The following is a 23,463-nucleotide window of genomic DNA, read 5'->3' as shown; positions in this document are numbered from 1 at the left end:
CCTGTATTTTCCGTTAAGAAATGCGCGCGCGGGCTAACTCATCCCAAATCTGTCGCGCATGAAGGCCAGCGCAACCTGCAGTCCATCTGGTGCGATCCCATGCCCGGTCCCCTTCATGATATGGGCGTAAACCTCTTTCCAGCCAGCCTCCTGCAAGGCCTCGGCGGCGTGTGGCAGGGATTGCGGCGGCACAACATCGTCCTGATCGCCATGCACCAGCAAGACAGGCGGGCGGCATGTCGCCTCATCCGCCAGCAATTCGGGTTCCAGCAGACGGCCCGAGAAAGCAACAATGCCTGCCACCGGGTCTTCGCGTCGCGGCAGGACATGCAGGGCCATCATTGTTCCCTGCGAAAAGCCCAGCACGATGACCTGTTCGGGCAGCAGATCTTCATCCACCATCACACCGTCAAGAAACGCGTCAAGGTCAGCTGCGGCCCGGTCCAACCCTGCCCGGCTTTCCTCTTCGGATGATCCGTCGATCCACGGAATCGGAAACCACTGAAACCCCATCGGCGCACCGGCACAGGATTCCGGCGCATCAGGCGCAATGAACAACGTATCAGGCATATGTTCCCCCAGCGGATCAGCCAGCCCGATCAGATCAGCCGCATTCGCCCCGTAGCCATGCAAAAAGACCACGCAGGACCGGATTTCACCCGATGCCGGTTCGCGCCGCTGCGCCTCTAGTGCTCGTGTCATCGGATCCCTTCCCGTTGCGTGCTGTGCTTGTAGTAGGCCCAGAGCAGTCGGGCTGCAACCGACCGCCAGGGCGACCAGGCCTGCGCCATCAGCCGAAAGTCCTTTTCACTGGGTCGCTGGGGCAAATCAAAGACCTGCTTTGCCGCCTCTTGCAGCGCCAGATCGCCGGGCGCAAAGACATCCGCACGCCCCAGCGAAAACATCGCATAAACCTCTGCCGTCCAGCGCCCGATGCCCGGCACGGCGATCAGCTGTGCAATGACATCCTCGGCCGGCAAGTGTCGCAGTTTGGCATAGTCGATTCCGGCGGCGGCCAGTGCATGTGCATATTTGACCTTCTGGCGGCTCAGCCCCAGCGATTTCAATGCATCCTGATCGGCTGCCGCGACTGCGTTGGGCGTTGTCATGCCTGCCACCTCCATCCGGCCCCAGATGGCTGCGGCAGACGCAACAGACACCTGCTGGCTGACAATCGCGTTCAGCAGTGCGGCAAACCCGTCAGGCCGCAGCCGCAAAGGCAGCGGGGAAAGAACATCCTGCAGGGCGGCAAAGCGCGGCTCTACCCCGCTGAGCCAGACCACTCCTTCTGCCACGCAGGCATCGCCCTTGATGACACGCTCTAGCATCGGGCTTCTGCCCATTGGCGCGCATCTGCAAACGCTGACACACATGGCCAGTCGCCCGGATCGGGCCGGGCCAGCATCAGGACCGGGATGTTCAATTGCCGTGCCGCAATCAGCTTGGTCCGGCTGGCCTCGCCCCCCGCATTCTTGACGATCAGATAATCAACAGCCAACCGTCGAAACAGCGCCGTCTCATGCGCAACCGAGAACGGCGGACGGCCCACCAGAAATTCGCCACCCGGAAAGGGAAACGGCCCCTCTGGCGGATCAATTTGCCGGCAGATCACCCGGCGCCCCTGCAGATTGACAAAGCGGGACAGCGTCTGCCGCCCGGTTCCCAGAAAAACGGTGGCACCTTGCGGGATAAGATCGGCGGCGTCTTCTTCGGCGCCAATCGTGGTCCAATGATCGCCCGCGTCGGGTGTCCATGGCGGCCGGAGGTATTGCAGAAACGGGATATCTTGCGCCGCGCAAATAGCTGCACTTCGGGCCGTGATCCGGGCGGCATAGGGATGTGTGGCGTCAAGAACCGCGGTGATATTGTGCTCGGCAAGAAAGGCGGTGAAACCCGCAGGCCCATCAAAGCCACCGGACCGTGTCGGCACCCCCAGATCAGTGGGCGCCCGGGTCGCACCCGCCAGTGACGCGATCACATCACGCCCCGCAAGGGCAAGGGCAATCGCCCGCGCCTCGCCCGTGCCAGCCAGCAACAGCAGGGTCATGGGCCAGCCCTTGCGATCACCGCACCGGCGCGATCCACAATGATGATATCCAGCGAAAGATCGGGAAAACGGGTCTGCACCGCCTGCCGGGCTGCGACCGCGACCTTGCGGGCCAGATCGGGGCCAGCGCGCTGATAGGCCTCGAGCGCTGTATTTGCATCAGCGATATCCGGCCGGCCCGCCAGTGCGGCCAGGGCCTCAAAATCAACCTGCGACCGGCTGGAATGCAGATCCAGCGCACCTTGGGCCAGTTTGCTGATCTTTCCGATCCCGCCACCAATAGTGATCCGGTCAACCGGGTGCTTGGCCAGGTATTTCAGCATACCGCCCGCGAAATCCCCCATATCCAGCATAGCGTGATCCGGCAGCGCAAGCAGCGCTTGCACAGCCTTTTCAGACGTCGCCCCGGTGCAGCCCGCAACATGGGTCAGCCCGTCGGCGCGGGCCACGTCGATGCCGCGATGAATAGAGGCAATCCAGGCCGCGCAGCTGAAAGGGCGCACGATACCCGTTGTGCCAAGGATCGACAGCCCCCCCTTGATCCCCAGCCTTGGATTCCATGTCTTTGCGGCCAGCGCGACCCCGCCCGGCACGGAAATTTCGATGGTAACATCAGGCGGCCGGACAAATCTGGTGGCCAGGTCGTCGACCACGCTTTGCATCATCTGCCGCGGGACCGGATTGATCGCAGGCTCGCCCACCCCGATGGGCAGCCCCGCCCGCGTGACAGTTCCAACCCCGTCGCCTGCGCGAAATGTCAGCCCGGCCCGGCCTTGGCTGACACGCGCGATGATCAGCGCACCATGGGTGACGTCCGGATCATCGCCCGCATCCTTGGTGATGCCGACCTCTGCCCAACCCGGGCCATGATCGGTATGTGCCAGCGGAAAGACCGGCATTTCGCCCCCCGGCAAGGTGATCTGCACCTCCGCCGGAAACGCGCCGCCCCATAGACGGATCAACGCCGCCTTTGTGGCGGCGGTCGCGCAGGCGCCTGTGGTCCAGCCTCGGCGCAATTCGCTATGCGGCTTGCGTGTCATCGGCGCGACGATAGGCAGCACAGTCAATGACGGCAATCCACAAATGAGGGTCGTTTGCAACCTTTCCAAGCCCCGCATTCGGCGGCATAAACAAGCCATGACAACGACCAGACACCTTCCACCACATGCGTGGCCAATCATGCAGCCCGGCTGGGTCTGGCTCTGCGGGGCGGGTCCGGGGGATCCGGGGCTGCTGACACTGCACGCGGCCAATGCGCTGGGACAGGCTGATGTGGTGATCTATGATGCGCTGGTCCAGGAACAGATCCTCGATTGGGCGCCGCAGGCCACGCATATCTACGCAGGCAAACGGGGCGGTAAGCCCTCTGCAAAGCAACGGGATATCTCGTTGCGACTGGTTGATCTGGCGCGCGAGGGCAAAAAGGTCCTGCGGCTGAAGGGCGGCGACCCGTTTGTCTTTGGGCGCGGCGGCGAAGAGGCGCAGACGCTTGTGCAACATGGGGTGCCGGTGCGGATTATCCCCGGGATCAGCGCAGGCATCGGGGGGCTGGCCTATGCAGGCATCCCCGTCACGCACCGGGACGTCAATCAATCCGTCACATTTGTCACCGGGCATGACCAATCGGGGAACACACCGGGCTCGCTTGACTGGGACAGTATATCCAAAGGGTCACAGGTCATCGTGATCTATATGGGGATGAAGCATATCCAGCAGATCGCAACCAAACTGATGGATGCAGGCCGCCCGGCAGCGGAACCTGTGGCGGTGGTGACAACGGCAACCACAGACCAGCAGGCGGTTCTTGAAACGACACTGGGTGCTGTGACTGCCGATATCGCCGCAGCCGGGCTTGCGCCACCTGCGATCATCTGCGTCGGACAGTCCGTTCTGATGCGGCAGGTGCTTGACTGGCAAGGCATGGCAAAGGGCGAGGCCCCGCGCAACCTCGATCCGCTTGGCCGGGGCCGCCCGGCCGAATCCGCGTGATATGAGCTTTATCATCGCCGCCCCGTCCTCGGGCAGTGGCAAGACCATGATCACCCTTGGGCTGTTGCGCGCCATCAGTCGCACACAACCCATCCGCGCTGCCAAATCCGGCCCCGACTATATCGACCCACGCTTTCACGAGGCCGCATGCGGGCATCCCTGCGTCAATCTTGATGCCTGGGCGATGCGGCCCGAAAGGCTTTGCGCGCTGGCGGCAGGCCCGACCCCAATGATTGTCGAAGGGGCCATGGGGCTGTTTGACGGGGCGCCACCTGATGGCAAGGGTGCGACCGCCGATCTGGCCCGCATCCTGGGCTGGCCGGTGGTTCTGGTCGTCGATGCGGGCAAGATGGCCGGATCAGTGGCACCATTGGTTCACGGCTTTGCCGCACATGATGCAGATGTGAACATCGCGGGCGTGATCCTAAACAATGTGGGCTCTGTCCGGCACGAAACGATGCTGCGCCGGGCGCTGCAGGACATCACGATCTTTGGCGCCGTTCGGCGCGATGCGGCCTTGCAACAACCCTCGCGGCATCTGGGATTACTGCAGGCGCAGGAACGGCCCGACCTTGACGCATTTCTTGATCAGGCCGCCGATCTGATCGGCGACCAAGTCGATCTGGCGCAACTACTGGCATTGGAGGCACGCACCCATGAGCCGGGCAACCCACGCAGGATCAGCCCGCCGGCCCAACGCATCGCGGTTGCACAGGACGCGGCATTTGCATTCACATATCCGCACATGCTCGCCGATTGGCACCATGCGGGTGCCGAGATCACGTTTTTTTCGCCCTTGGCCGATCAGGCAGCGCCAGCGGCGGATTTCATTTTCCTGCCCGGCGGATACCCGGAACTGCATGCAGGCAGGCTCGCCGGCAATCAGACCTTCCTGCGCAGCCTTGGCACAGGCGCGGCGCAGATTTACGGGGAATGCGGCGGCTATATGTGTCTGGGGCAAACGCTGACGGATGCAGACGGGCAGCACCATGCGATGGCCGGGCTTCTGGCATTGCACACATCCTTTGCGGCCCGCAAACTGCATCTTGGATATCGCGAACTGCACGCCGCCGCCGGCCCCCTGCCCGGCCCATGGCTGGGGCACGAGTTTCATTACGCAACGACCATATCTGCCCGTGGAACACCGCTATTCCAGGCCCGTGACGCAGCTGGGGACATCTTGCCCGATATGGGGCTGGTCGATGGACGGGTTGCGGGATCATTTGCACATATCATTGATCGGGCCAGATAAGCCATTGCCAGCGCTTTTCGCGGGGCGTACCGATGCGGCATGAACATGACTGATGACAGACGAGCGGTGCGCAATGTCACCGTGTTGGTGATGGCGCAGGCCGTTCTTGGGGCGCAATTGCCGATGATTTTTGTCATTGGCGGTCTGGCTGGGGGGCAATTGGCCAGCAATCCCTGTCTGGCAACCCTGCCGATCTCATTTATCGTTTTTGGGTCAATGACAACCGCGCCATGGCTTAGCCCGCTGATGCAGCGCAACGGGCGGCGGTTTGGCTTTGTGCTGGGCGCCTTTGCGGGGGCTGTGGGGGCGTTGGTGGCAGCATACGGGCTTTATATCGGCTCATTTGTCGTTCTGCTGGCAGGGTCTTACCTGACGGGTATCTATATGTCCGCACAGGGCTTTTACCGGTTTGCAGCAACCGACACTGCGTCCGAGGCCTTTCGGCCCAAGGCGATATCCTATGTGATGGCGGGCGGGCTGCTTTCCGCGATCGTGGGGCCGCAATTGAACAAGCTGGTGCAGGACGCCTTTGTTGTGCCCTTTCTGGGGACCTATCTGGCCGTTGCAGCACTGAACCTCGGGGGGCTTTTGCTGTTCTTCTGGCTAGATCTGCCCAAGGGCAGCAAGGCCGAACCGCAAGTTCAAGCCGCAAAGGGTCGGACCCGGCTGGAATTACTGCGCGATCCACGGATCTGTGTTGCGATCATCTGTGCGATGGTCTCCTACGCTTTGATGAATCTTGTGATGACATCAACGCCACTGGCGGTTGTGGGCTGCGGGTTCACCACCAATCACGCCAATGACATCGTCTCGGCCCATGTGCTGGCGATGTTTGCGCCGTCCTTCTTTACGGGGCATCTGATCGCACGGTTTGGTGTGGAAAAGATTGTGGCATCAGGCCTGATCATCCTGGCCGCGGCAGGTGTTGTCGGTTTGTCCGGCGTGACCCTAGGCAATTTCTTTGGCGCGCTGATCCTGTTGGGGATCGGATGGAATTTCGGGTTCATCGGGGCCACGACGATGCTGGCAAGCGCGCATGCCCCGCATGAACGCGGTATTGTGCAGGGCATGAACGACATGATCGTGTTTGGGATGGTCACCATTGCATCCCTTGCCTCGGGGGGGTTGATGAATTGCTCCGGCGGCAGCCCGGTTGAAGGCTGGAATGCGGTGAACTACGCAATGATCCCGTTTCTGATACTGGCAGGCGGGGCGTTGGTTTGGCTGATGCGGCAACCAAAGGCCACCGCTTAGACCCACCAGCCCCGCAGGGACACATGCGCAAGACGCAGGCTTTGGGCCAAGGGCGGGATATCCAAGGTGCCGCGACCAACGACGGTGCTGTCTTTGATGGCCTTTTTCAGCACAGGTCGGGCCAGATAACCTGCAATCAGGGCCGCACCGGCGGCGGTCGAAACATCGCGCCGGCCGGCGCAAGTCTGCTGCAACCGGCCGTGGGCCGCATCGGCAAGATCGCGCACCGCCTGCGTTGTGCCATCAACCAAGGGCTTGCGGCCCTGCCCCTCGAGCTGCGGGATGGCGCGAAAGAAATTCGCCACGCCAACCGCATATCCGAAAGGTGCAACAACGCTTTCCTCTGCCTCACCTAGCAAACGGGCGGCTGTCCACATCAATGCGCCTGATGTGGCGTTGATATAGTCATCAAAATGTGCGGGATCCTCAAACGGATCCTTGTAAATATCCCACCGACGCGCGGCGACCAGCCGGTCCAGCGCGGCGGCGCCCGGCGGATCAAGCACGTCCGCCAGCGCATCAACAACATCATGCCGGCGCACATTGCCTTGGGCGGCGATTTCTTCCAGCGCATCGCGCCACCATTGCAACCGCATCTCGGCGATCATCGGCTCTTCGGTGACCCAAGGAGCACGGGCAACCTCGACATTAAACGCGTAAAGCGGAAACAGAATGCGCCGGGCAGGCAATGGCGCAGCCATCGCGGCGCGAAACCGCTCGGGGTCCGCCCGCTCCACCAGCGCGGCACAGGCTTCAAAACTCATGCCCGCATCATCATCTTGCCAAAAATACTCAAATAATCAGGTCTCCGCCCCATCACGGATCAGTTTCCAATTGATCGCATCCACCAGCGCATCAAAGGATGCATCGACGATGTTGGCACTGACCCCCACGGTCGACCAGCGGCGGCCCTGCCCGTCTTCGCTGTCAATGATAACACGGGTCACGGCCTCGGTGCCGCCATTGGTGATCCGGACCTTGAAATCGACCAGACGCATATCATCAATAATCTGCTGATACGGTCCCAGATCCTTTGCAAGCGCCCGCGAGAGCGCGTTGACAGGGCCCTGATCAGACCCGTCCGGGCCCTGACTTTCGGACACGGTCAGAAACTTCTTGCCGCCAACCTTGGTCACCACAACCGCCTCGGAGATAGAGACCATCTGATTGCGCTTGTTCTTGCGCCGCTCCACCGTGACCCGGTAGCGTTTGACCTCAAAAAACCGGGGCAGAATACCCAGTTCGTCCCGGGCCAGTATTTCAAAACTGGCCTGCGCGCCATCATAGGTATAACCCTGCGCCTCGCGGGCCTTCACGCGCTCGATGATCCGGGGCAAGGCTGGATCACCGACCTCAACCGCAATGCCCATATCCGCAAGACGGGCCTTAAGGTTCGACTGGCCCGCCTGATTTGACATCGGCACGATACGACTATTGCCGATGGCGGCGGGATCAACATGTTCGTAGGTCGTGGGATCCTTGGCAATGGCCGAAGCATGCAACCCGGATTTATGCGCAAAGGCCGACGCGCCCACATAAGCGGCCTGTTTGGCAGGGACCCGGTTGAGGATATCATCCAGCATGCGCGAGGCCTTGCGCAGACCCTTAAGCGCCTCGGGGGTCACGCCGGTCTGGAACCGGCTTGCATAGGGTTCCTTCAGCAGCAGGGTCGGAATGATTGTTGTCAGATTGGCGTTGCCGCAACGTTCGCCCAGCCCGTTCAGGGTGCCTTGGATTTGGCGCGCGCCCGCCAGCACCGCAGCCAAAGACCCGGCAACGGCATTTTCGGTGTCATTATGCGTGTGGATCGCGACGTGATCACCCGGAATACCCGATGCGATCACGGCAGTGACAATGGTTGCAACCTCATCAGGCAGGGTGCCGCCATTGGTGTCACATAGGACAATCCAGCGGGCGCCAGCCTGATAGGCAGCGTGGATAGCCTCCAGCGCATAATCAGGATTGGACTTGTACCCGTCAAAGAAATGTTCGGCATCAAACAGGCCCTCGCGCCCACTGGCCGCAATATGGGCAAAGCTTGCATGCAGGTTCGCCGTGTTTTCGGCCAATTCAATGCCAAGCGCTTTGGTCACATGAAAGTCATGCGCCTTGCCCACAAGGCAGACCGCCGGGGTCCCGGCATTCATCACCGCAGCCAGCACATCATCATTTTCCGCCGACCGGCCCGACCGTTTGGTCATGCCAAAGGCCGTAAACGTCGCACGGGTCTTGGGTGGCTCGGCAAAAAACGTTGTATCGGTGGGGTTGGCACCCGGCCAGCCCCCTTCGATATAGTCGATGCCCAGACCGTCCAGAATTTCAGCGATCCGGTGTTTTTCTTCGGCGGAGAACTGCACCCCTTGGGTCTGGGCGCCATCGCGCAGGGTTGTATCAAACAGATAAAGACGTTCTTTGGTCATTGAACCACGCCCCTCAAAAACGCGCTACAGGTCGGCGCCCGCATGGATGCCCGAGATAGATCACCCATCACAGATCACCCAGCTTCGCGGCATCGAAATCCGGACCGGGCAGCCATGTGGCCTGCCCGCCCACATCCGTGACCTGCACCCCGGCAGCCGTCAGAATGTCGCGCACCTGATCGGCAGCAGACCAGTCCTTGGCGGCGCGGGCCTGCGCGCGTTGTGCCAACAGCGCATCAACCCGCGCGGCAATCGCGGGCGCAACTTCCGGCCCGGCCTCGGCCCCGTCAAACAACGGCAGTGCCCCCCAGTCGCTCACCAGACCCAGCATGTCCAACCCATGCGCAAACCCTGCCAGTGCAGCCGGGGTCTTGCCCTTGGACAGGACATGAAGACGCGCCAGCGCACCGGGTGTGTTCAGATCATTGGCCAGCACGCCAATAAACTCTGTATCCGGTTGCCATTTGCCATCCGCCGTCAGTGCGGCCACCAGATCGGGGCCGAAACCATGCCCATGCAGGATCCCGTACCACTTGCGCAAAGTCTGTTCAGCCTCGGCGCGCCGGGTTTCGGTCCAATCCATGGTCTTGCCGTAATGGGTCCCCAACATCACCAGGCGGATCACTTCGCCGGGCACGCCCTGATCCAGCAAATCCCTGACAGTGAAGAAGTTGCCAAGGGACTTGGACATTTTCTTGCCCTCGACCAGCAGCATCTCGTTATGGATCCAGAACCGGGCAAACTCACCCTCCGGATGGGCGCAGGCGGATTGGGCGATCTCATTCTCATGGTGCGGGAATTGCAGATCATTGCCGCCACCATGGATATCAAAACTCTGCCCCAAAAGCGCATGCGCCATGACCGAGCATTCGATATGCCAGCCCGGACGCCCCCGCCCCCACGGGCTGTCCCATCCGGGTTCGCCATCGCCTGAGGGTTTCCACAGGACAAAATCCATCGGATCACGCTTATATGGGGCGACCTCAACCCGGGCGCCGGCGATCATGTCGTCCACGGACCGACCTGACAGTGATCCGTAATTTTCATAGCTTGCGACCGCGAACAGCACATGCCCCTCGGCGGCATAGGCATGGCCCTTGGCCACAAGATCATCAATCATTGCGACCATCTGGGCGATGTAATCCGTGGCCCGAGGCTCGTGCGTGGGGCGCAACGCCCCCAGCGCATCCATATCCTGATGATACCAGCCAATGGTTTCTGCGGTGATGTCGCCGATGTCACGGCCCGTCTCAGCTGCGCGTGCGTTTATCTTGTCTTCGACATCGGTGAAATTGCGCACATAAGTGACGTGGTCGTCCCCATAGATATGGCGAAACATCCGAAACAGGACATCAAACAGCAGCACGTTCCGCGAATTGCCAAGATGCGCCCGGTCATAGACCGTTGGCCCGCACAAATACATGCGCACATTCGCAGCATCAATTGGCGCGAAATCCTCGCGTCGCCGGGTCTTGGTATTGTGGAACCTGATATGTGTCATAACGCCTCTCGCGCACAGGATTGCGCCGCGGGCTTAACAACTTCAGTAACTGATGGAAACGTGAAAGAGCGACCCGCGACAGATGTCAGCAGATAATAATGCAGCAGGGAATGATGCAGATGCTCTTCATGGGGCAGCGATATCAAGATATGCGGGTCATGTCCATGATTTCCGGTCCGGTGCGGGCATCCGCGTGGTCAGAATGGCTTTCTGATCGCTGCGCGTACCGCTAAACCACACAGGCGAGATATGGGAAAAACTGGCATGTATGATCCAAAAGGCAACAGCCGCGAAAAGACGGCCGAGGCGGTGCAATTCACCGAAGCGATGCCGCCAGATCACCTGCGTGGGGTTGTGCATCGGTTTCTGGAACTGCGCACGGATGCGCCCCTGCCCGATGACTACCGATTTCACGCGCTGCCGGATGCCTGCACCTATGTCATCTTTGACCAGTCAGACACCCGCATCGCCGGGATTACCAAATTGCGGGCCTCCGCCGAAGAGTTAAGCCTTGGGCGCGCGTTTCACTATGTGAACATCCGTTTTTTGCCCGGCGTTTGGCAGCAGGCACGCGTGCCAGTGGATTATGGGCTGGTGAATGCCCCCTATCACGGCGACCTGCCACTGATTGCAGTCAACAAGGACCTCGCCACCAAGGATTTTGCCGCACAGCAGGCCATCCTGATTGCATTTGTCGAAAGACTGGTCGCAGAGGCACTTGTGATCGCCAACCCGATCACAGAGCGGATATTCCAGAATATCGACGACATCTTCTCGGTCGCTGATATGGCCGAGATCGCCGACCTGTCGCCACGCCAATTGCAACGAAAACTGAAAGAGACGACGGGGTTTGCCCCGCATGACTTCCTCAAAGTCCTGCGCTTGCAGCAGGCCCTGACCGGAGAGCCGTCATTGTCCTATGCCGATCAGTCCCATTTCATCCATTCCTTCCGCAAGGCGACCGGCTACACCCCTGGAAAATTCGCAAAAAAGTTCGATGTCTGAAATCTACAATACCGGGCGAAACCGGCAGGCTAAACATCTCTCATGATCGACACATAATCAGGAGATGAACATGTCACAGATGAATGCAGTTGGATGGTTTGATATCTATGTGGATGACCTGGACCGGGCCGTCGGGTTTTACGAAACCGTGCTGGGGCGCAAGTTGGAACCGATGGGCGACCCCACGGGTGAAACACAGATGATGGCCTTTTCCGCCGATATGAGCGCCTATGGTGCGGCGGGTGCGCTGACGAAATCGGCGCATGCGGGTCCGGGCGTTGGTGGGACAATTGTCTATTTCTCGGTCGCAGACTGCGCCGAACAAGAGGCCCGCGTCGCCGATGCCGGCGGCGTGGTGATCCGGCCGAAATTCTCAATCGGCGCGTTCGGCTGGGTGACCCTGTGTCAGGACAGCGAAGGCAATATGTTCGGGTTGAATTCGCTGAGCTAAGGCGCGTCATCGCAGCCTATCCAAAAAACGAACCGCGCAAACGAACTGGTTTGCGCGGTTTACCCTCGCCAGCATGTCATGCGGCAGCCTCAGGTTCGCATTCATCAGCACAATTTCCCAATGTGATGGCGCTGGGGTGCAGCCCTAATAACTGGTCAGGGTCACGGTGTCATCGCAAGCCAAACCAGACGATAACGCGGTCCTAAGGGACAGTCCCGGCGGCAAGACGGGATTTGTTCTGACTTGTGGTGCTATGGCACATTTCACCACTAAATTGCCCCGCTATTGCCTTGGGTCATTAGAGTTCGGTTAACCTTCGTTAAGGCAAACTGGTTGTAGGAAATCTGGTACCCCACCCAACCCACCAGACAGAATGGCAGGCGCCTGCAGCATGCACATCCCCCGTCCAAATGCGGGTGTCTGCCATTCCCCTCAAACCTGACCGGAATGTGACGAACCTTTCCAAAAGGCCAGTACAAACTGTCCTGTTTTGGGCGCAATTGAATTGCAAATTGTGCCTTGTGAGTGGTGACGATGTTCTGCTTGGCCGCCCATTTGGCAGCCAAGCGCGGTAACAGGTTGTTGACGAGTGGCAACGGCGTCATGCAGGTATTGGACCGGCATGACGCCGTCAGCTCGCGACCCACAAGACTCAGTCTCGCATCCGCATGACCAATGGAATGATAGCGACGATCAACAGCCCCCCGACGATAAAAGGTGCGCCCGGCAGATAGACGCCGGTATCGTCCACAAAACCTTCAAACACTGCCGTCAATGCAAGAGGTGCGACAACCGCCGCGACAGAGGCCAATGACGCAATCACGCCCTGCACCAGACCCTGTTGATCATCCCCGACCTGATTGGCCGCAAATGCGGTGATCAAGGGCGGCGCCATATCGGACAATGCGGCCACCGGTAGAACCAGCACAACCGCCCACACGGTTGTCGTGACCCCAAATCCAAACATGCCGATCACCCCAGCCACAACCGCGATCAGCAAGGTGCGGTAATCCCCCAACCGGCCGCTAAGCCGGGGCAGGATTCCGGCCTGCACAACCGCGACCAGCACACCATAGGCAGACAGGCTTAGCCCGATGGTAAAGCCGTCCCAGGCAAACACCTCTCTGCCCCAAAAGGCCCAAAGCGTCGCATAGACCATATTCGCAAACTCAAAGACAAAAATGCAGATCAACGGAACGGCAAGGCCGGGGATCACAAAGGCGCGGGCAATCGTGCCAAACGGGTTCAGATCTCGTCTGCCGAATGGCCTACGATTCTCGGGTTTGAGGGACTCGGGCAGGATGAAAATCCCAAAGGCCACATTCAGGGCTGACAGCCCGGCCGCAATCCAGAACGGTGCTGTGATGTGCCAGCCCGACGCAACCCCGCCCACGGCCGGACCCAGCACAAAACCGATCCCGAATGCGGCCCCGATCATGCCAAAGCTGGCCGCGCGTTCTGCCGGTTTGGCGATATCGGCGATATAGGCGGTGGCGGTAATATAAGTTGCACCAGCGACGCCCGCCAGAATCCGCCCCGCAAGCAAAACCCAATAGGTCTGCGCCACGGCCATGATCACATAGTCAATGGTCAGCGTCACGAGGGCCGCAATCAGGATCGGCCTGCGTCCATAGGCATCTGACAGACTGCCGATGATCGGCCCGAACAGAAACATGGCCGCTGCATAAGCCGACATCATGATGCCGCCCCACAAGGCCCCCTCGGCCGTGCTGCTGGCACCGACCCTATCCATCAGATCGGGCATGATCGGAAAGACGATGCCAACACCAATGGCATCAATCAGCAGGGTCGCCAGAATGAACAGGAATGGCCCGTTTAGTCGCATGGACGTACCCGACACCGGGGACGGTCATCTTACAAGCGCAAACCTGACATGGCGCGACATTTCGGTGCGATGAGCAGCCCGGTCGCGGTAAGTGCACAAAAAACAGTGCCTAGTCACCCGACCCGTCAAGAAAGCCGTGCATCTTGTGGATCGTATTGAGATTGCGGGCTGTCGCCGGAACGCCGATCAGATGCTCCAACCGGGCGGCAAGCTTTGACCGGCCGATCCCATCAGGCACATGCAGCCAGACGACATTGCCGATCACCGCGACATCCTCGGAGGCCGTTTGCAGGGCGCGGACACCGTCCCAATCAACGACAGGCGGCGTATAGCACAGATAGGCATGAACCCGATTGCCGGGTGCCTGCGCAAACGGGCAGGACCCAACCAGATCGCGCATGGTCTTGGCGGACAACACAAGAACCGGCACATCAAAGCCAAAGGTGTCTGCGATGACAGCCTGCAGGCCTGCTGCCAGATCATCCGCCGGCCCCTGCCCCGTGAACACCAGATTGCCCGACGCGATATAGCTGCGCACATCGCCAATGCCGGTCTGTGCCGCCCAGATCTTGCGCAAGGAGGCCATCGGGATCTTGCGATGCCCGCCCACATTGATCCCACGCAGGAATGCGACCCATTGCGTCATCTTGTCAGCCCCGTCTGCTTACGTCATCCTAGGCGCATGTCCCGTGATGTCATCAACCAAATCTGTGCGGCGTTTCCCGGCGCGCGCGCATCCGATCCCAGCACCGAACTTGATAGCTGGAAGGTCGGCGACAAGATGTTTGCCTGTTTCGGTGATCGTATCGACGGGGTCTGCGTGAAAACCGACAGTGTGGAAACCGCCCAAATGCTGATCGACGCCGGTGCGGCGACCAAGGCGCCCTATTTTCACAAAAGCTGGGTGCTGGTCGATTTTGCCAGCGACGCGGATGAGCTGCGGCACCGGCTGCAAACATCCTATGATCTGATTTTTGGCAGCCTGCCAAAAACACGGCAGGCTGCAATTGCTCAATCGTAGCTGATCAGTTCGAACTCGATCCCATCATCGTCATGAAAATAGAACCGGCAGCCCGGTTCGTAGTCGGCATGGCTCGTAGGCTGAAAACCAAGCGATTTGACCTTGGCCTCGGCGGCATCAAGATCGGGCACGACGACGCCGATATGGTTCATGGCCCCGCGTGTCTGGTAGGAGGCGTCAGCCTTTGGCACCGTCTGCGTGGGGTTGGTGCCCGAATAGATCGCAAGATAAGTCGCGTCGCTGCCGACATGGATCGTGTATCCGGCCCCATCCATCGACGCCCCTTCCCAGCGAATTGTCCAGCCAAAGAGTGCCGACAGCATCGCCGCCGTTCGCTTGGGGTCTGATACGGTCACATTGATATGTTCCAACTGGGCCATCGTTTAGAATCCTTTCCGAATGCGCTGTGAAAGCCGGGTCAAGCGGGTTTGGCGCCCGTCATCATAGGTCAAACGCAGACATCCACGTGTGATGTCGTGATCCCAGCCTGTCCCATCGTGGCGCAAGGCTGCAATCGCCTGCGGGCTCATCTGGTAGCGTCGTGTCGATTTTGGCATGTCTCAATCCCCTTTTCTTTTTCCGACAAAGATGTTGTCATTCCTCAAGTTAACTTGAGATCAAGAGGTTTTTTTCATGACCCATGGCCTGACCATCGGTGAATTGTCGGATCGTACCGGATTGGCCGTGTCCGCGATCCGCTTTTACGAGACCCATGACATCGTCAAACCCCTGCGAAACAAGGGCGGGCATCGGCGCTATGGACGCCCTGACATTCGCCGGCTGTCATTTGTGATGGCCGCACAGCGGCTGGGCTTTCCACTGTCGGAAATTGCGGATCACCTGCGCGCCCTGCCCGATCACAAGGCCCCGACCAAGGCCGACTGGACCCGGATCAGCAAAACATTTCGCACCAAGATCGACGCGCGAATCGCCGCGTTAGAGGAATTGCGCGACAAGCTGGATGGCTGCATCGGCTGCGGATGCCTCAGCCTGACAGCCTGCCGGCTTTACAATCCCGGTGACGCAAAGGCCGCAGACGGCCCCGGCCCGCGCAACCTGACCCGTCTATCTGGTTGACAGGCCACGGCGTTCGGTTTTCCCCTGCGCCTATGGAACTTTCATCACGCATCACAAATATTACGGGCGGCGGTTCTGACGGCTGGGACGTGTTTTACCGCGCCCGCCGCATGATTGCCGCCGGCACGCAAGTCACCGAACTGACCATCGGCGAACATGAAATCACCACCAGCCCTGCAATCCTGCAGGCCATGGATGCGTCTGCCCGGGGTGGGCATACCGGCTATGCCATGGTCCCCGGAACCGATGCGCTGCGGCAGGCCGTGGCGGCACGGATCGCCGCGCGGACCGGTGTTCCCACGGATATGGACAACATCCTGATCACCCCCGGCGGACAGGCCGGCCTGTTTGCTGCCCATATTGCCACCTGCAATCAAGGGGATACAGCCCTTTATTGCGATCCCTATTACACGACCTACCCCGGTACCCTGCGCGCTGTGGGAGCTATCCCGCGCGCCATCATCACCAGCCCCGACACAGGCTTTCAGCCCCAATATGATGCAATTGCAGCGGTGGCCGGTGACGCCGTGTCGCTTTTGATCAATACCCCTAACAATCCGACGGGGGCGGTCTACGGGGCCCAGACGCTGGATGGGATCGCACGCGCCTGCCAGGACCATGATCTGTGGCTGATCTCGGACGAGGTCTATGACACCCAGGTCTGGGACGGCGCGCATATCAGCCCGCGTGGGCTGGCAGGTATGGTCGACAGGACGCTTGTTGTGGGCTCCATGTCTAAAAGCCATGCGATGACCGGCAGCCGCGTGGGCTGGGTCTGCGGCCCGCATGATGTGATCGGGCATATGATCGACCTGGCCACGCATACCACCTATGGTGTTGCAGGCTTTGTGCAGGACGCGGCCGCATTCGCACTGGCGCAGGGTACGGATGCCGAGGAAGCCGTCGCCGCGCCATTTCGGCGCCGACGGGCGTTGACGCTAGAGGTGCTGCGCGGCCAGAACACGGTGCGCGCGGTGCCTGCGCAAGGGGCTATGTATGTCATGCTGGACATTCGCAGTACCGGACTGGATGGCGAGGGTTTTGCAAATGCGTTGCTGGACGCCGAACAGATTGCCGTGATGCCCGGCGAAAGCTTTGGTCAGGCGGCCGCCGGACATGTCCGGGTCGCGATGACAATCGACGATGATGCCTATGTCGGCGCCCTGCAAAAACTTGTGAATTTCGCAAAGTCGCTTGCGACGCAATAAACGCCCGAAATCAGGCGGCACGGCGCAGTGGAATCGCATAGACCTGTCATATGCTCTTTGATTTGCCATCTGATGATACGCTTTATGAGGCCCTGTTGCGCCGCGATCCCCGCTATGACGGGCGCGCCTATGTGGGCGTCAGCACAACGGGCGTGTTTTGCCGATTGACCTGCCCCGCCCGCAAACCGCTGCGGGCGCATTGCAGCTTCTACCCTGATCTGGGTGCTTGCCTGGATGCAGGTTTTCGCCCCTGCAAACGCTGCCACCCACTGGCGCCCGCTGCGGCAGCCGACCCTGCCATCAAGGACCTGATGGCGGCATTGGATGCCGATCCAGGATACCGCTGGGGCGAGGCGGACCTTGTGAGACGTGGCTATGACCCCTCGACCATCCGGCGCAGCTTCAAACGGCATTTTGGAATGACCTTTCTGGATATGGCCCGGCAACGGCGCCTGGCGCAGGGGTTCACCGCGCTGGAAACAGGCAAGGTGATCGACGCGCAGCTGGATGCAGGCTTTGAAAGCCCGCAGGCCTTTCGGACCGCCTTTGCCCGGTTGCTGGGCGCCCCACCCAACAGTTTTCCCAAGGGCGCGATGCTGCGCGCGGCCTATATCAACACACCGCTGGGCAGCATGATCGCGGTCACCGACAAATCGGCCCTGCATCTGCTGGAATTTGCCGACCGCAAGGCCCTGCCGACCGAGCTCAAGCGGCTGCGCAAAATGGTCAAAGATGATATCGGCATCGGCCGCTTTGCCATTTTTGCGCAACTTCAGACCGAATTGGGGCGCTATTTCAGTGGGGAAAGCGCCGTCTTTAACATCCCGCTTGTCATGCACGGGTCGGCCTTTACGCGGCAGGTATGGCAGGCGCTGCGCAAGATCCCGGCTGGTGACACGCGCAGCTATAGCGCATTGGCCCGTGAGATGGGTACACCGCAAAGCACCCGTGCCGTGGCCCGCGCGAACGGGGTCAACCAGATTGCGCTGATCATCCCCTGTCACCGGGTGATCGCAGCCGATGGCCAATCGACCGGATATGGTGGCGGCCTGTGGCGCAAACAAAAACTGATCGAACTTGAACGCCATTACGCAAAAAGGAAAACATCATGACCCACGCCACCGAAACGTTCCGCGCCTTGCATGTGCCGGGCGCACCATTTGTGATGGCCAATGTCTGGGATCGCGGATCAGCCCTGATGATGAAATCACTCGGGGCCAAGGCGCTGGCTACCTCGTCTGCGGCGCATGCGTTTACGCTGGGCCGCCCCGATGGCGGCACGCTGAACCGGGATGAAGCATTAGCGCATGCGGCTGATATTGTTGGCGCAACCGATTTGCCTGTGCAGGGTGACTTTGAAAACGGGTTCGGGGACGCACCGGACATCTGCGCCGAAACGGTCCGACTGGCGGCCGAGGCTGGCCTGGCAGGCATCTGTATCGAAGACATCGCATTGCCGGATGATACGGCCTATCCATTCGATCTTGCGGTTGAGCGGATCAAGGCCGCCGCTGCAGAAGCACGCAGCCTGCCGGACGATTTTGTGCTGACCGCCCGCGCGGACGGGATCTTGCGGGGCCAATATGACACAGACGAGGCGATCCGGCGCTTGCAGGCCTTTGCGGATGCGGGTGCGGATTGCCTCTATGCGCCCATGCCGCCCGATATGGCCGCGTTGGCGCAGATTTGTGCGGCAGTGGACGCCCCGGTCAATGCCTTGGTTGCGGGGACTTTTACGGCAGCATCGCTGGCTGATTTCGCGCAGGTGGGCGCTGCGCGCATATCGCTCGGATCATCGCTTGCACGGATTTGCCACCGGGCAATCCATGATGCGGGTCGCGAGATGTTCGAAGGGGGCAGCTTTGCGCGGCTGGCCGAAGGGATCAGCAGCGGCAAGGTGGACCGGATGCTGGGCTGAAATGAAAAAAGCCTGCGACAAACGCCGCAGGCTTCTTTGTCGATCTGTCTGTTCCGGTCTTAGAACTGGAAAGACACACGTGCTGTTGCTGTTGTGGCGTCGATATCCAGACCATCAACATCGTTGAAGTCTTCGAACTGGTGCTGCAGCACCTCACCACCAACGCGCAGGCTGTCGCTGATCCGGTATTCAAGACCAAGACCGGCAAAGCCGCCTGTTCCGTCACCGTCAACGGCGCCGGATGTACGGGCCTGTGCGATACCACCGGTGAAATAGGGCATGAATGCACCGGCATCGTAGCCAACGCGCAGTTTCGCGCGGGTCACTGTATCAAGCGCGACATCTGCATCTTCGTCTTCGATGTTGGTGCCGTCCAGATCAAGCTCACCACCCAGAACAACGCTGCCCAGGTCGTAAAGGTAACCGGCATGCGCACCATAGACGGCGCCGTTTGTGTCATCGTCCAATGCGTCGGAATCCAGCTCGCCATAGCCAAGCTGTGCACCGGCGTAAAAACCGGTCCAGTCACCTGCAACAGGAACTGGCGCGACCGGCACAACGGGTGCGGGGGCTGGGGTTGCAATAGGCTCTGCCAGACCACCCGCAGTTGCCACGCCACCAAAGATGGCAAAAGGCAGGGCGAACATGCTCGCGCGAGCGGCTGTAAAAGTCGGTTTCATTTTTAATCTCCGTTAATCGGTTGTTGTGTGAGGCTTAACTGGCATCGAATGGAAAAAGTTCCATCCCCCTCACGGGCCTGTGATTGCGCTCGGCCAAAAAGGGATCAGGCAGCTCATTTTTCTCGGCCAATGCCCGCGCATCAGTGAAACATGGCCTTTAATTCCAGCCCCACACCCCCATATCGACGGGTTTCCGAAAAATGCGGGTGATTAAGCCCACTGGATGCCTGTTTTGCGCAGCAGGCAAGCCAGCACCGCCGCGCTGCCGATGTTCAAGGAGAGCAGCCATGCGCGTCTGGCTGCCGGGATGTTTAGGGCGCGCTGACAACACCGCCGCGGATCGGTTGGCCCACGCCAGTCGTTCCGGGTGCCGATATCGGCAAACCCCGCACAACCCGCGCCGCCAGATAGGCAAAGGCCTGCGCCTCAAGCATGTCGCCATCCAGTCCGACAGTGTCCACAGGGATCACAGGGCAAGGAAGGGCCGCGTCGAGCCACCCCATCAATGTCGCATTTTTGCGCCCGCCGCCAGCCACAAGAACCTTGTACGGGGTGACCGGGCAATGCGCGAGCGCCAGACGCACGCCCGTCACGCAGGCCTGCGTCAGGGTTGCGGCGGCATCTGGAGGGGCAAGCGCGGTTGTGGCCGCATAAAGTGCCGCGAATGCATCCCGATCCAGCGACTTGGGCACGGGTTGCGCGAAATAGGCAGAGGCCGCAAACGCCGCCAGCACTTGGCTGTCCACAGCACCCTGTGCTGCCAAGGCACCATTCTTGTCGTAATCCAGCCCGAAGCGGGCCTGCATCAGGTCGTTGATCGGCGCGTTCGCCGGGCCGGTATCAAAGGCGAGCAAGGCGCCGGGATCCTCGGGCGCATCCTTGGACGGGTCAACCCAGGTGATATTCCCCACACCGCCTAGGTTCAAAAACGCGATCGGTGCGGTGGCATCCAGCCATTTGGCCAGCGCAAAATGATAAAACGGGGCAAGCGGCGCACCCTGCCCGCCCGCGGCCACATCTGCGCTTCGGAAATCCCAGACAACGGGTTTCCCCAGCGCCGCAGCCAAACGGGCGCCATCGCCGCATTGGTGCGTGCCCCGCCCGCCCGGATCATGGGCGAGGGTTTGGCCATGAAACGCTCCCAGATCAACGGCATCAAAACCGGCCATCAGCGACAGATGTGCCGCCTCAACCAATCTGGCAGCCGCCGATATGTCGTCGCCCTGCCACTGGCCCAGATGAGCGCGCAAGGTCGCTTGTTCCGCGTCGCTATAGGCCCGGTAGGCCGTCGGGCCAAACCCGTGGATGACGTGGCCATCGGTTTCCAGCACAGCGGCATCGACCCCGTCCAGCGAGGTGCCCGACATTGTTCCCAACACGCTCAGCGTACCATGCTGCAACATCCACTTCCCCTTGGCCAATGGGCCGCTTATAGACAGGCCTGACAAACTTAACGGACTTTGCCCATGACCTACCATCCCAAATCCGATTTCATCGCCATCATGATGGAGCGCGGCTTTCTCGCCGACTGCACGGATTATCAGGGCCTCGACGAGGCGCTCAGCAATGGGGTCGTGCCTGCCTATATCGGCTTTGACGCAACAGCAAAATCGCTGCATGTCGGATCATTGATCCAGATCATGATGCTGCGTTGGCTGCAAAAGACAGGGCATAAGCCGATCACCCTGATGGGTGGCGGCACCACAAAGGTGGGCGATCCGTCATTTCGGGCCGATGAACGCCCTCTGATCGGGCCAGAGCAGATCGACGCCAATATCGCCGGGATCAAGCAGGTCTTTGCCGCCTACCTTTCCTATGGCCAAGCCCCGACCGATGCGCTGATGATCAACAATGCCGAATGGCTGGACGGGTTGAACTACCTCGATTTCCTGCGCGATATCGGGCGGCATTTCTCGATCAACCGGATGTTGTCGTTTGAAAGCGTCAAGTCGCGGCTGGACCGGGAACAATCCCTGTCATTCCTCGAATTCAACTACATGATCCTGCAGGCCTACGACTTTCTTGAACTCAACCGGCGCTATGGCTGCCTGCTGCAGATGGGCGGGTCCGACCAATGGGGCAATATCGTCAACGGCATCGACCTAACGCGCCGCGTGCTGGATCACGAGATTTACGGGCTGACATCGCCTTTGCTGACCACAAGTGACGGCAAGAAGATGGGCAAATCCCAGGCCGGGGCTGTGTGGCTGAACGCGGATATGTGTTCACCCTACGAATTCTGGCAATTCTGGCGGAACACCACCGATGCCGATACCGGGCGTTTCCTGAAACTCTACACCGAACTGCCCGTGGATGAATGCGACCGTCTGGGCGCTCTGGAAGGGTCCGAGATCAACGCCGCCAAAATCATCCTGGCCAATGAAGTCACGACATTGCTGCACGGGGCAGAGGCCGCAAAAACAGCCGAGGCCACAGCCCGCGAAGTGTTCGAAAAGGGCGGTGTGGGTGACGACCTGCCGACATTACGACTTAGCCCGGACGAGCTGGGCGATGGGATCTCGATTGTGCAACTCATCGTCAAGGCGGGTCTTGCCAAAAGCGGCAAAGAGGCCAAGCGTCTGATCGCCGAGAATGGTGCAAGAATGAATGACGCACCGCTGAGTGATGCAGGCCTGATGGTCGATGCCGCAGCCCTCGCCGCCCCAATCAAGCTGAGCGCAGGCAAGAAACGCCACGCCTTGGTGCAACTGTCCTGAGCCGACGCCGCGGCCCTATCCCAATAAGCGCAGCAACAGAACAATCAGCGCAAATGGTGCGGTCACCAGCGCCGCCACCAACGCGGCCCCCAGCGGTGTCGGCCGTGGCGGCGGCGCATATATCCCGGCCACTGTCTGTTTTTGTCGCTGTTCCATGGCCAGGGATTAACCATCATTTAGGTTTCAGATGGCTTAACAGCAGCCATGTCCGCGCCAATCGCCCTGCCTTTGCAACAACACCCGATCTTTGCGGCGGCGCTGGCACGTTTGGGGCGCAAGGTTGAACGGCTCTCGCTTACCGGGGCCGCACCGGTGCAGATCGTGCGGCGCTACGGGCTTTGCCTTGCCTCGCGCGGGCCGGTCTGGACGGCCTGTCATGACCACAAAGCGCGGGCAGAAACCCTGCGGCAAAGTGGTCTACATATCATCAATGCAGAACATCCCTGCCCGTCGCTGCGCGCGGCCGGATACCGGCAAATCCATACTGGGGCATCAATGGCCGAATTGTCGCTGCTGGGCAGTCCCGCCGATCGGCTGGCGCGGGCACATGGCAAATGGCGCAACAGCTACACCAAGGCGGTGCAATCCGGCCTGACGATCAAAACGGCCCAGTTCGACGCGCGCAACCATGACTGGCTGTTGCGCGCGGACAGGGAACAGCAACACCGCAAGGGCTTTAGCGCCCTGCCGCATGCGATCCTGCACGCCATCGCAGCCGTCAGACCGCAGGAAGTGGTCATCGTCTTTGCAGCCAACGGGGCCGCGCCTGTCGCGGGTATGCTGTTTGTCAGACACCCGCCTGTTGCAACATATCATGTGGGCTGGACCAGCGTGCCGGGGCGACAAGCCGCAGCGCATCAATTGCTGTTGGTGCATGCGGCCAACATGTTTGCCAAACAGCGGCTGATGCGGCTTGATCTGGGCCAGATCGACACGGAAAACGCGCCCGGGCTTGCCCGGTTCAAGATCGGCAGCGGCGCAGTCGTCCGGCGGCTTGGCGGGACCTGGCTTAAAATTCCCGGCTTGTGACAGCCGGTGCTATCGCCTGTGCGAAAGCCTTGCTAAACGTCAGGGCGG

At 60.5% G+C, this 23,463-nt stretch carries 26 protein-coding genes; 12 read left to right on the top strand and 14 right to left on the bottom strand.

Annotated elements, in window-relative coordinates; all coding sequences use genetic code 11:
* Positions 1–33 precede the first annotated feature (33 nt).
* From AABB31_RS03220 to AABB31_RS03205, 4 genes are read right to left on the bottom strand one after another with little or no spacing between them, the layout of a single operon-like run.
* Positions 34–702: an alpha/beta fold hydrolase gene (locus AABB31_RS03220; RefSeq protein ID WP_342075868.1), complete on the bottom strand. Its 669-nt coding sequence runs from the start codon at positions 700–702 to the stop codon at positions 34–36.
* Positions 699–1,328 (bottom strand): DNA-3-methyladenine glycosylase, encoded by a 630-nt coding sequence (locus AABB31_RS03215; protein WP_373635415.1) that lies wholly within the window; start codon positions 1,326–1,328, stop codon positions 699–701. The genes AABB31_RS03220 and AABB31_RS03215 overlap by 4 nt, the downstream gene beginning before the upstream one ends.
* Positions 1,322–2,047, bottom strand: coding sequence for a cobalt-precorrin-6A reductase (locus AABB31_RS03210; RefSeq protein ID WP_373635414.1), 726 nt, complete (start codon positions 2,045–2,047; stop codon positions 1,322–1,324). The genes AABB31_RS03215 and AABB31_RS03210 overlap by 7 nt, the downstream gene beginning before the upstream one ends.
* Positions 2,044–3,087 carry a cobalt-precorrin-5B (C(1))-methyltransferase gene (locus AABB31_RS03205; RefSeq protein WP_373635413.1) on the bottom strand — a complete coding sequence of 348 codons (1,044 nt, stop codon included), beginning with the start codon at positions 3,085–3,087 and terminating at the stop codon, positions 2,044–2,046. The genes AABB31_RS03210 and AABB31_RS03205 overlap by 4 nt, the downstream gene beginning before the upstream one ends.
* A gap of 97 nt (positions 3,088–3,184) precedes the next feature.
* Here AABB31_RS03205 and cobA point away from each other — a divergent pair, with 97 nt between their 5' ends.
* From cobA to AABB31_RS03190, 3 genes are read left to right on the top strand one after another with little or no spacing between them, the layout of a single operon-like run.
* Positions 3,185–4,036 (top strand): uroporphyrinogen-III C-methyltransferase, encoded by an 852-nt coding sequence (cobA, locus tag AABB31_RS03200; RefSeq protein WP_342075871.1) that lies wholly within the window; start codon positions 3,185–3,187, stop codon positions 4,034–4,036.
* 1 nt (position 4,037) lies between these two features.
* Complete coding sequence (locus AABB31_RS03195) at positions 4,038–5,288, top strand: cobyrinate a,c-diamide synthase (protein WP_373635412.1); 1,251 nt, start codon at positions 4,038–4,040, stop codon at positions 5,286–5,288.
* A 39-nt stretch (positions 5,289–5,327) separates the two neighbouring features.
* Positions 5,328–6,542: an MFS transporter gene (locus AABB31_RS03190; RefSeq protein ID WP_342075872.1), complete on the top strand. Its 1,215-nt coding sequence runs from the start codon at positions 5,328–5,330 to the stop codon at positions 6,540–6,542.
* Here the strand turns inward: AABB31_RS03190 and AABB31_RS03185 are convergent.
* The 3 genes from AABB31_RS03185 to cysS form a co-directional block, all read right to left on the bottom strand.
* Positions 6,539–7,306, bottom strand: a complete 768-nt coding sequence (locus AABB31_RS03185; protein ID WP_342075873.1) for a squalene/phytoene synthase family protein — start codon at positions 7,304–7,306, stop codon at positions 6,539–6,541. The two genes, AABB31_RS03190 and AABB31_RS03185, sit on opposite strands and share 4 nt — an antisense overlap.
* Positions 7,307–7,342: 36 nt before the next feature.
* Positions 7,343–8,962 carry a citramalate synthase gene (gene cimA, locus AABB31_RS03180; protein ID WP_342075874.1) on the bottom strand — a complete coding sequence of 540 codons (1,620 nt, stop codon included), beginning with the start codon at positions 8,960–8,962 and terminating at the stop codon, positions 7,343–7,345.
* A 67-nt stretch (positions 8,963–9,029) separates the two neighbouring features.
* Positions 9,030–10,463: a cysteine--tRNA ligase gene (gene cysS / locus AABB31_RS03175; protein ID WP_342075875.1), complete on the bottom strand. Its 1,434-nt coding sequence runs from the start codon at positions 10,461–10,463 to the stop codon at positions 9,030–9,032.
* Between the two features lie 264 nt (positions 10,464–10,727).
* Here cysS and AABB31_RS03170 point away from each other — a divergent pair, with 264 nt between their 5' ends.
* Both AABB31_RS03170 and AABB31_RS03165 read left to right on the top strand, forming a co-directional pair.
* Positions 10,728–11,468, top strand: coding sequence for an AraC family transcriptional regulator (locus AABB31_RS03170; RefSeq protein WP_342075876.1), 741 nt, complete (start codon positions 10,728–10,730; stop codon positions 11,466–11,468).
* 70 nt (positions 11,469–11,538) lie between these two features.
* Positions 11,539–11,919: a VOC family protein gene (locus tag AABB31_RS03165; RefSeq protein WP_342075877.1), complete on the top strand. Its 381-nt coding sequence runs from the start codon at positions 11,539–11,541 to the stop codon at positions 11,917–11,919.
* Positions 11,920–12,571: 652 nt separating this feature from the next.
* Here the strand turns inward: AABB31_RS03165 and AABB31_RS03160 are convergent.
* Entirely contained in the window at positions 12,572–13,765 is a 1,194-nt protein-coding gene (locus AABB31_RS03160) for an MFS transporter (RefSeq protein ID WP_342075878.1), read from the bottom strand.
* Positions 13,766–13,874: 109 nt separating this feature from the next.
* On the bottom strand, positions 13,875–14,411 hold the full coding sequence (locus AABB31_RS03155; RefSeq protein WP_342075879.1) for a DUF1697 domain-containing protein: 537 nt from the start codon (positions 14,409–14,411) through the stop codon (positions 13,875–13,877).
* 36 nt (positions 14,412–14,447) lie between these two features.
* Here AABB31_RS03155 and AABB31_RS03150 point away from each other — a divergent pair, with 36 nt between their 5' ends.
* On the top strand, positions 14,448–14,786 hold the full coding sequence (locus AABB31_RS03150; RefSeq protein WP_342075880.1) for an MmcQ/YjbR family DNA-binding protein: 339 nt from the start codon (positions 14,448–14,450) through the stop codon (positions 14,784–14,786).
* Here AABB31_RS03150 and AABB31_RS03145 read toward each other — a convergent pair.
* Positions 14,777–15,166, bottom strand: a complete 390-nt coding sequence (locus tag AABB31_RS03145) for a VOC family protein (RefSeq protein ID WP_342075881.1) — start codon at positions 15,164–15,166, stop codon at positions 14,777–14,779. The two genes, AABB31_RS03150 and AABB31_RS03145, sit on opposite strands and share 10 nt — an antisense overlap.
* Positions 15,167–15,169: 3 nt before the next feature.
* Positions 15,170–15,343: a hypothetical protein gene (locus AABB31_RS03140; RefSeq protein WP_342075882.1), complete on the bottom strand. Its 174-nt coding sequence runs from the start codon at positions 15,341–15,343 to the stop codon at positions 15,170–15,172.
* A gap of 76 nt (positions 15,344–15,419) precedes the next feature.
* Between AABB31_RS03140 and soxR the strand changes: the two genes are divergently transcribed.
* Genes soxR through AABB31_RS03120 form a run of 4 tightly spaced genes read left to right on the top strand, consistent with a single transcriptional unit; the run spans position 15,420 to position 18,989 of the window.
* On the top strand, positions 15,420–15,863 hold the full coding sequence (gene soxR / locus AABB31_RS03135) for a redox-sensitive transcriptional activator SoxR (RefSeq protein ID WP_342075883.1): 444 nt from the start codon (positions 15,420–15,422) through the stop codon (positions 15,861–15,863).
* Positions 15,864–15,895: 32 nt separating this feature from the next.
* Entirely contained in the window at positions 15,896–17,071 is a 1,176-nt protein-coding gene (locus AABB31_RS03130) for a pyridoxal phosphate-dependent aminotransferase (RefSeq protein ID WP_342075884.1), read from the top strand.
* Positions 17,072–17,121: 50 nt separating this feature from the next.
* Positions 17,122–18,183 (top strand): trifunctional transcriptional activator/DNA repair protein Ada/methylated-DNA--[protein]-cysteine S-methyltransferase, encoded by a 1,062-nt coding sequence (locus tag AABB31_RS03125; RefSeq protein WP_342075885.1) that lies wholly within the window; start codon positions 17,122–17,124, stop codon positions 18,181–18,183.
* Entirely contained in the window at positions 18,180–18,989 is an 810-nt protein-coding gene (locus tag AABB31_RS03120; RefSeq protein ID WP_342075886.1) for an isocitrate lyase/phosphoenolpyruvate mutase family protein, read from the top strand. The genes AABB31_RS03125 and AABB31_RS03120 overlap by 4 nt, the downstream gene beginning before the upstream one ends.
* A 59-nt stretch (positions 18,990–19,048) precedes the next feature.
* Here the strand turns inward: AABB31_RS03120 and AABB31_RS03115 are convergent, their stop codons facing one another.
* Complete coding sequence (locus AABB31_RS03115; RefSeq protein ID WP_342075887.1) at positions 19,049–19,669, bottom strand: outer membrane beta-barrel protein; 621 nt, start codon at positions 19,667–19,669, stop codon at positions 19,049–19,051.
* Between the two features lie 311 nt (positions 19,670–19,980).
* On the bottom strand, positions 19,981–21,072 hold the full coding sequence (locus AABB31_RS03110) for an anhydro-N-acetylmuramic acid kinase (RefSeq protein WP_342075888.1): 1,092 nt from the start codon (positions 21,070–21,072) through the stop codon (positions 19,981–19,983).
* A gap of 63 nt (positions 21,073–21,135) precedes the next feature.
* Here AABB31_RS03110 and tyrS point away from each other — a divergent pair, with 63 nt between their 5' ends.
* The gene (tyrS, locus tag AABB31_RS03105) at positions 21,136–22,386 is read left to right on the top strand and encodes a tyrosine--tRNA ligase (RefSeq protein WP_342075889.1); all 1,251 of its coding nucleotides are present in this window, start codon (positions 21,136–21,138) and stop codon (positions 22,384–22,386) included.
* A 15-nt stretch (positions 22,387–22,401) separates the two neighbouring features.
* On the opposite strand, the gene AABB31_RS03100 is transcribed toward tyrS, so the two are convergent.
* Positions 22,402–22,542 (bottom strand): hypothetical protein, encoded by a 141-nt coding sequence (locus AABB31_RS03100; protein ID WP_342075890.1) that lies wholly within the window; start codon positions 22,540–22,542, stop codon positions 22,402–22,404.
* 48 nt (positions 22,543–22,590) lie between these two features.
* On the opposite strand from AABB31_RS03100, the gene AABB31_RS03095 reads away from it, so the two are divergent.
* On the top strand, positions 22,591–23,415 hold the full coding sequence (locus AABB31_RS03095; RefSeq protein WP_342075891.1) for a GNAT family N-acetyltransferase: 825 nt from the start codon (positions 22,591–22,593) through the stop codon (positions 23,413–23,415).
* Positions 23,416–23,463 lie beyond the last annotated feature (48 nt).

It is taken from the genome of Yoonia sp. SS1-5 (genome assembly GCF_038443705.2).
Taxonomy (GTDB): domain Bacteria; phylum Pseudomonadota; class Alphaproteobacteria; order Rhodobacterales; family Rhodobacteraceae; genus Yoonia; species Yoonia rhodophyticola.
Note: the sequence above shows the minus strand (reverse complement) of the source record. Positions and strands in the feature narration are given on the sequence as shown.

Coding starts and splice junctions, on each gene's coding strand:
- AABB31_RS03220 (WP_342075868.1), bottom strand. CDS start 702: ATGACACGAGCACTAGAGGCGCAGCGGCGCGAACCGGCATCGGGTGAA.
- AABB31_RS03215 (WP_373635415.1), bottom strand. CDS start 1,328: ATGCTAGAGCGTGTCATCAAGGGCGATGCCTGCGTGGCAGAAGGAGTG.
- AABB31_RS03210 (WP_373635414.1), bottom strand. CDS start 2,047: ATGACCCTGCTGTTGCTGGCTGGCACGGGCGAGGCGCGGGCGATTGCC.
- AABB31_RS03205 (WP_373635413.1), bottom strand. CDS start 3,087: ATGACACGCAAGCCGCATAGCGAATTGCGCCGAGGCTGGACCACAGGC.
- cobA (WP_342075871.1), top strand. CDS start 3,185: ATGACAACGACCAGACACCTTCCACCACATGCGTGGCCAATCATGCAG.
- AABB31_RS03195 (WP_373635412.1), top strand. CDS start 4,038: ATGAGCTTTATCATCGCCGCCCCGTCCTCGGGCAGTGGCAAGACCATG.
- AABB31_RS03190 (WP_342075872.1), top strand. CDS start 5,328: ATGAACATGACTGATGACAGACGAGCGGTGCGCAATGTCACCGTGTTG.
- AABB31_RS03185 (WP_342075873.1), bottom strand. CDS start 7,306: ATGAGTTTTGAAGCCTGTGCCGCGCTGGTGGAGCGGGCGGACCCCGAG.
- cimA (WP_342075874.1), bottom strand. CDS start 8,962: ATGACCAAAGAACGTCTTTATCTGTTTGATACAACCCTGCGCGATGGC.
- cysS (WP_342075875.1), bottom strand. CDS start 10,463: ATGACACATATCAGGTTCCACAATACCAAGACCCGGCGACGCGAGGAT.
- AABB31_RS03170 (WP_342075876.1), top strand. CDS start 10,728: ATGTATGATCCAAAAGGCAACAGCCGCGAAAAGACGGCCGAGGCGGTG.
- AABB31_RS03165 (WP_342075877.1), top strand. CDS start 11,539: ATGTCACAGATGAATGCAGTTGGATGGTTTGATATCTATGTGGATGAC.
- AABB31_RS03160 (WP_342075878.1), bottom strand. CDS start 13,765: ATGCGACTAAACGGGCCATTCCTGTTCATTCTGGCGACCCTGCTGATT.
- AABB31_RS03155 (WP_342075879.1), bottom strand. CDS start 14,411: ATGACGCAATGGGTCGCATTCCTGCGTGGGATCAATGTGGGCGGGCAT.
- AABB31_RS03150 (WP_342075880.1), top strand. CDS start 14,448: ATGTCCCGTGATGTCATCAACCAAATCTGTGCGGCGTTTCCCGGCGCG.
- AABB31_RS03145 (WP_342075881.1), bottom strand. CDS start 15,166: ATGGCCCAGTTGGAACATATCAATGTGACCGTATCAGACCCCAAGCGA.
- AABB31_RS03140 (WP_342075882.1), bottom strand. CDS start 15,343: ATGCCAAAATCGACACGACGCTACCAGATGAGCCCGCAGGCGATTGCA.
- soxR (WP_342075883.1), top strand. CDS start 15,420: ATGACCCATGGCCTGACCATCGGTGAATTGTCGGATCGTACCGGATTG.
- AABB31_RS03130 (WP_342075884.1), top strand. CDS start 15,896: ATGGAACTTTCATCACGCATCACAAATATTACGGGCGGCGGTTCTGAC.
- AABB31_RS03125 (WP_342075885.1), top strand. CDS start 17,122: ATGCTCTTTGATTTGCCATCTGATGATACGCTTTATGAGGCCCTGTTG.
- AABB31_RS03120 (WP_342075886.1), top strand. CDS start 18,180: ATGACCCACGCCACCGAAACGTTCCGCGCCTTGCATGTGCCGGGCGCA.
- AABB31_RS03115 (WP_342075887.1), bottom strand. CDS start 19,669: ATGAAACCGACTTTTACAGCCGCTCGCGCGAGCATGTTCGCCCTGCCT.
- AABB31_RS03110 (WP_342075888.1), bottom strand. CDS start 21,072: ATGTTGCAGCATGGTACGCTGAGCGTGTTGGGAACAATGTCGGGCACC.
- tyrS (WP_342075889.1), top strand. CDS start 21,136: ATGACCTACCATCCCAAATCCGATTTCATCGCCATCATGATGGAGCGC.
- AABB31_RS03100 (WP_342075890.1), bottom strand. CDS start 22,542: ATGGAACAGCGACAAAAACAGACAGTGGCCGGGATATATGCGCCGCCG.
- AABB31_RS03095 (WP_342075891.1), top strand. CDS start 22,591: ATGTCCGCGCCAATCGCCCTGCCTTTGCAACAACACCCGATCTTTGCG.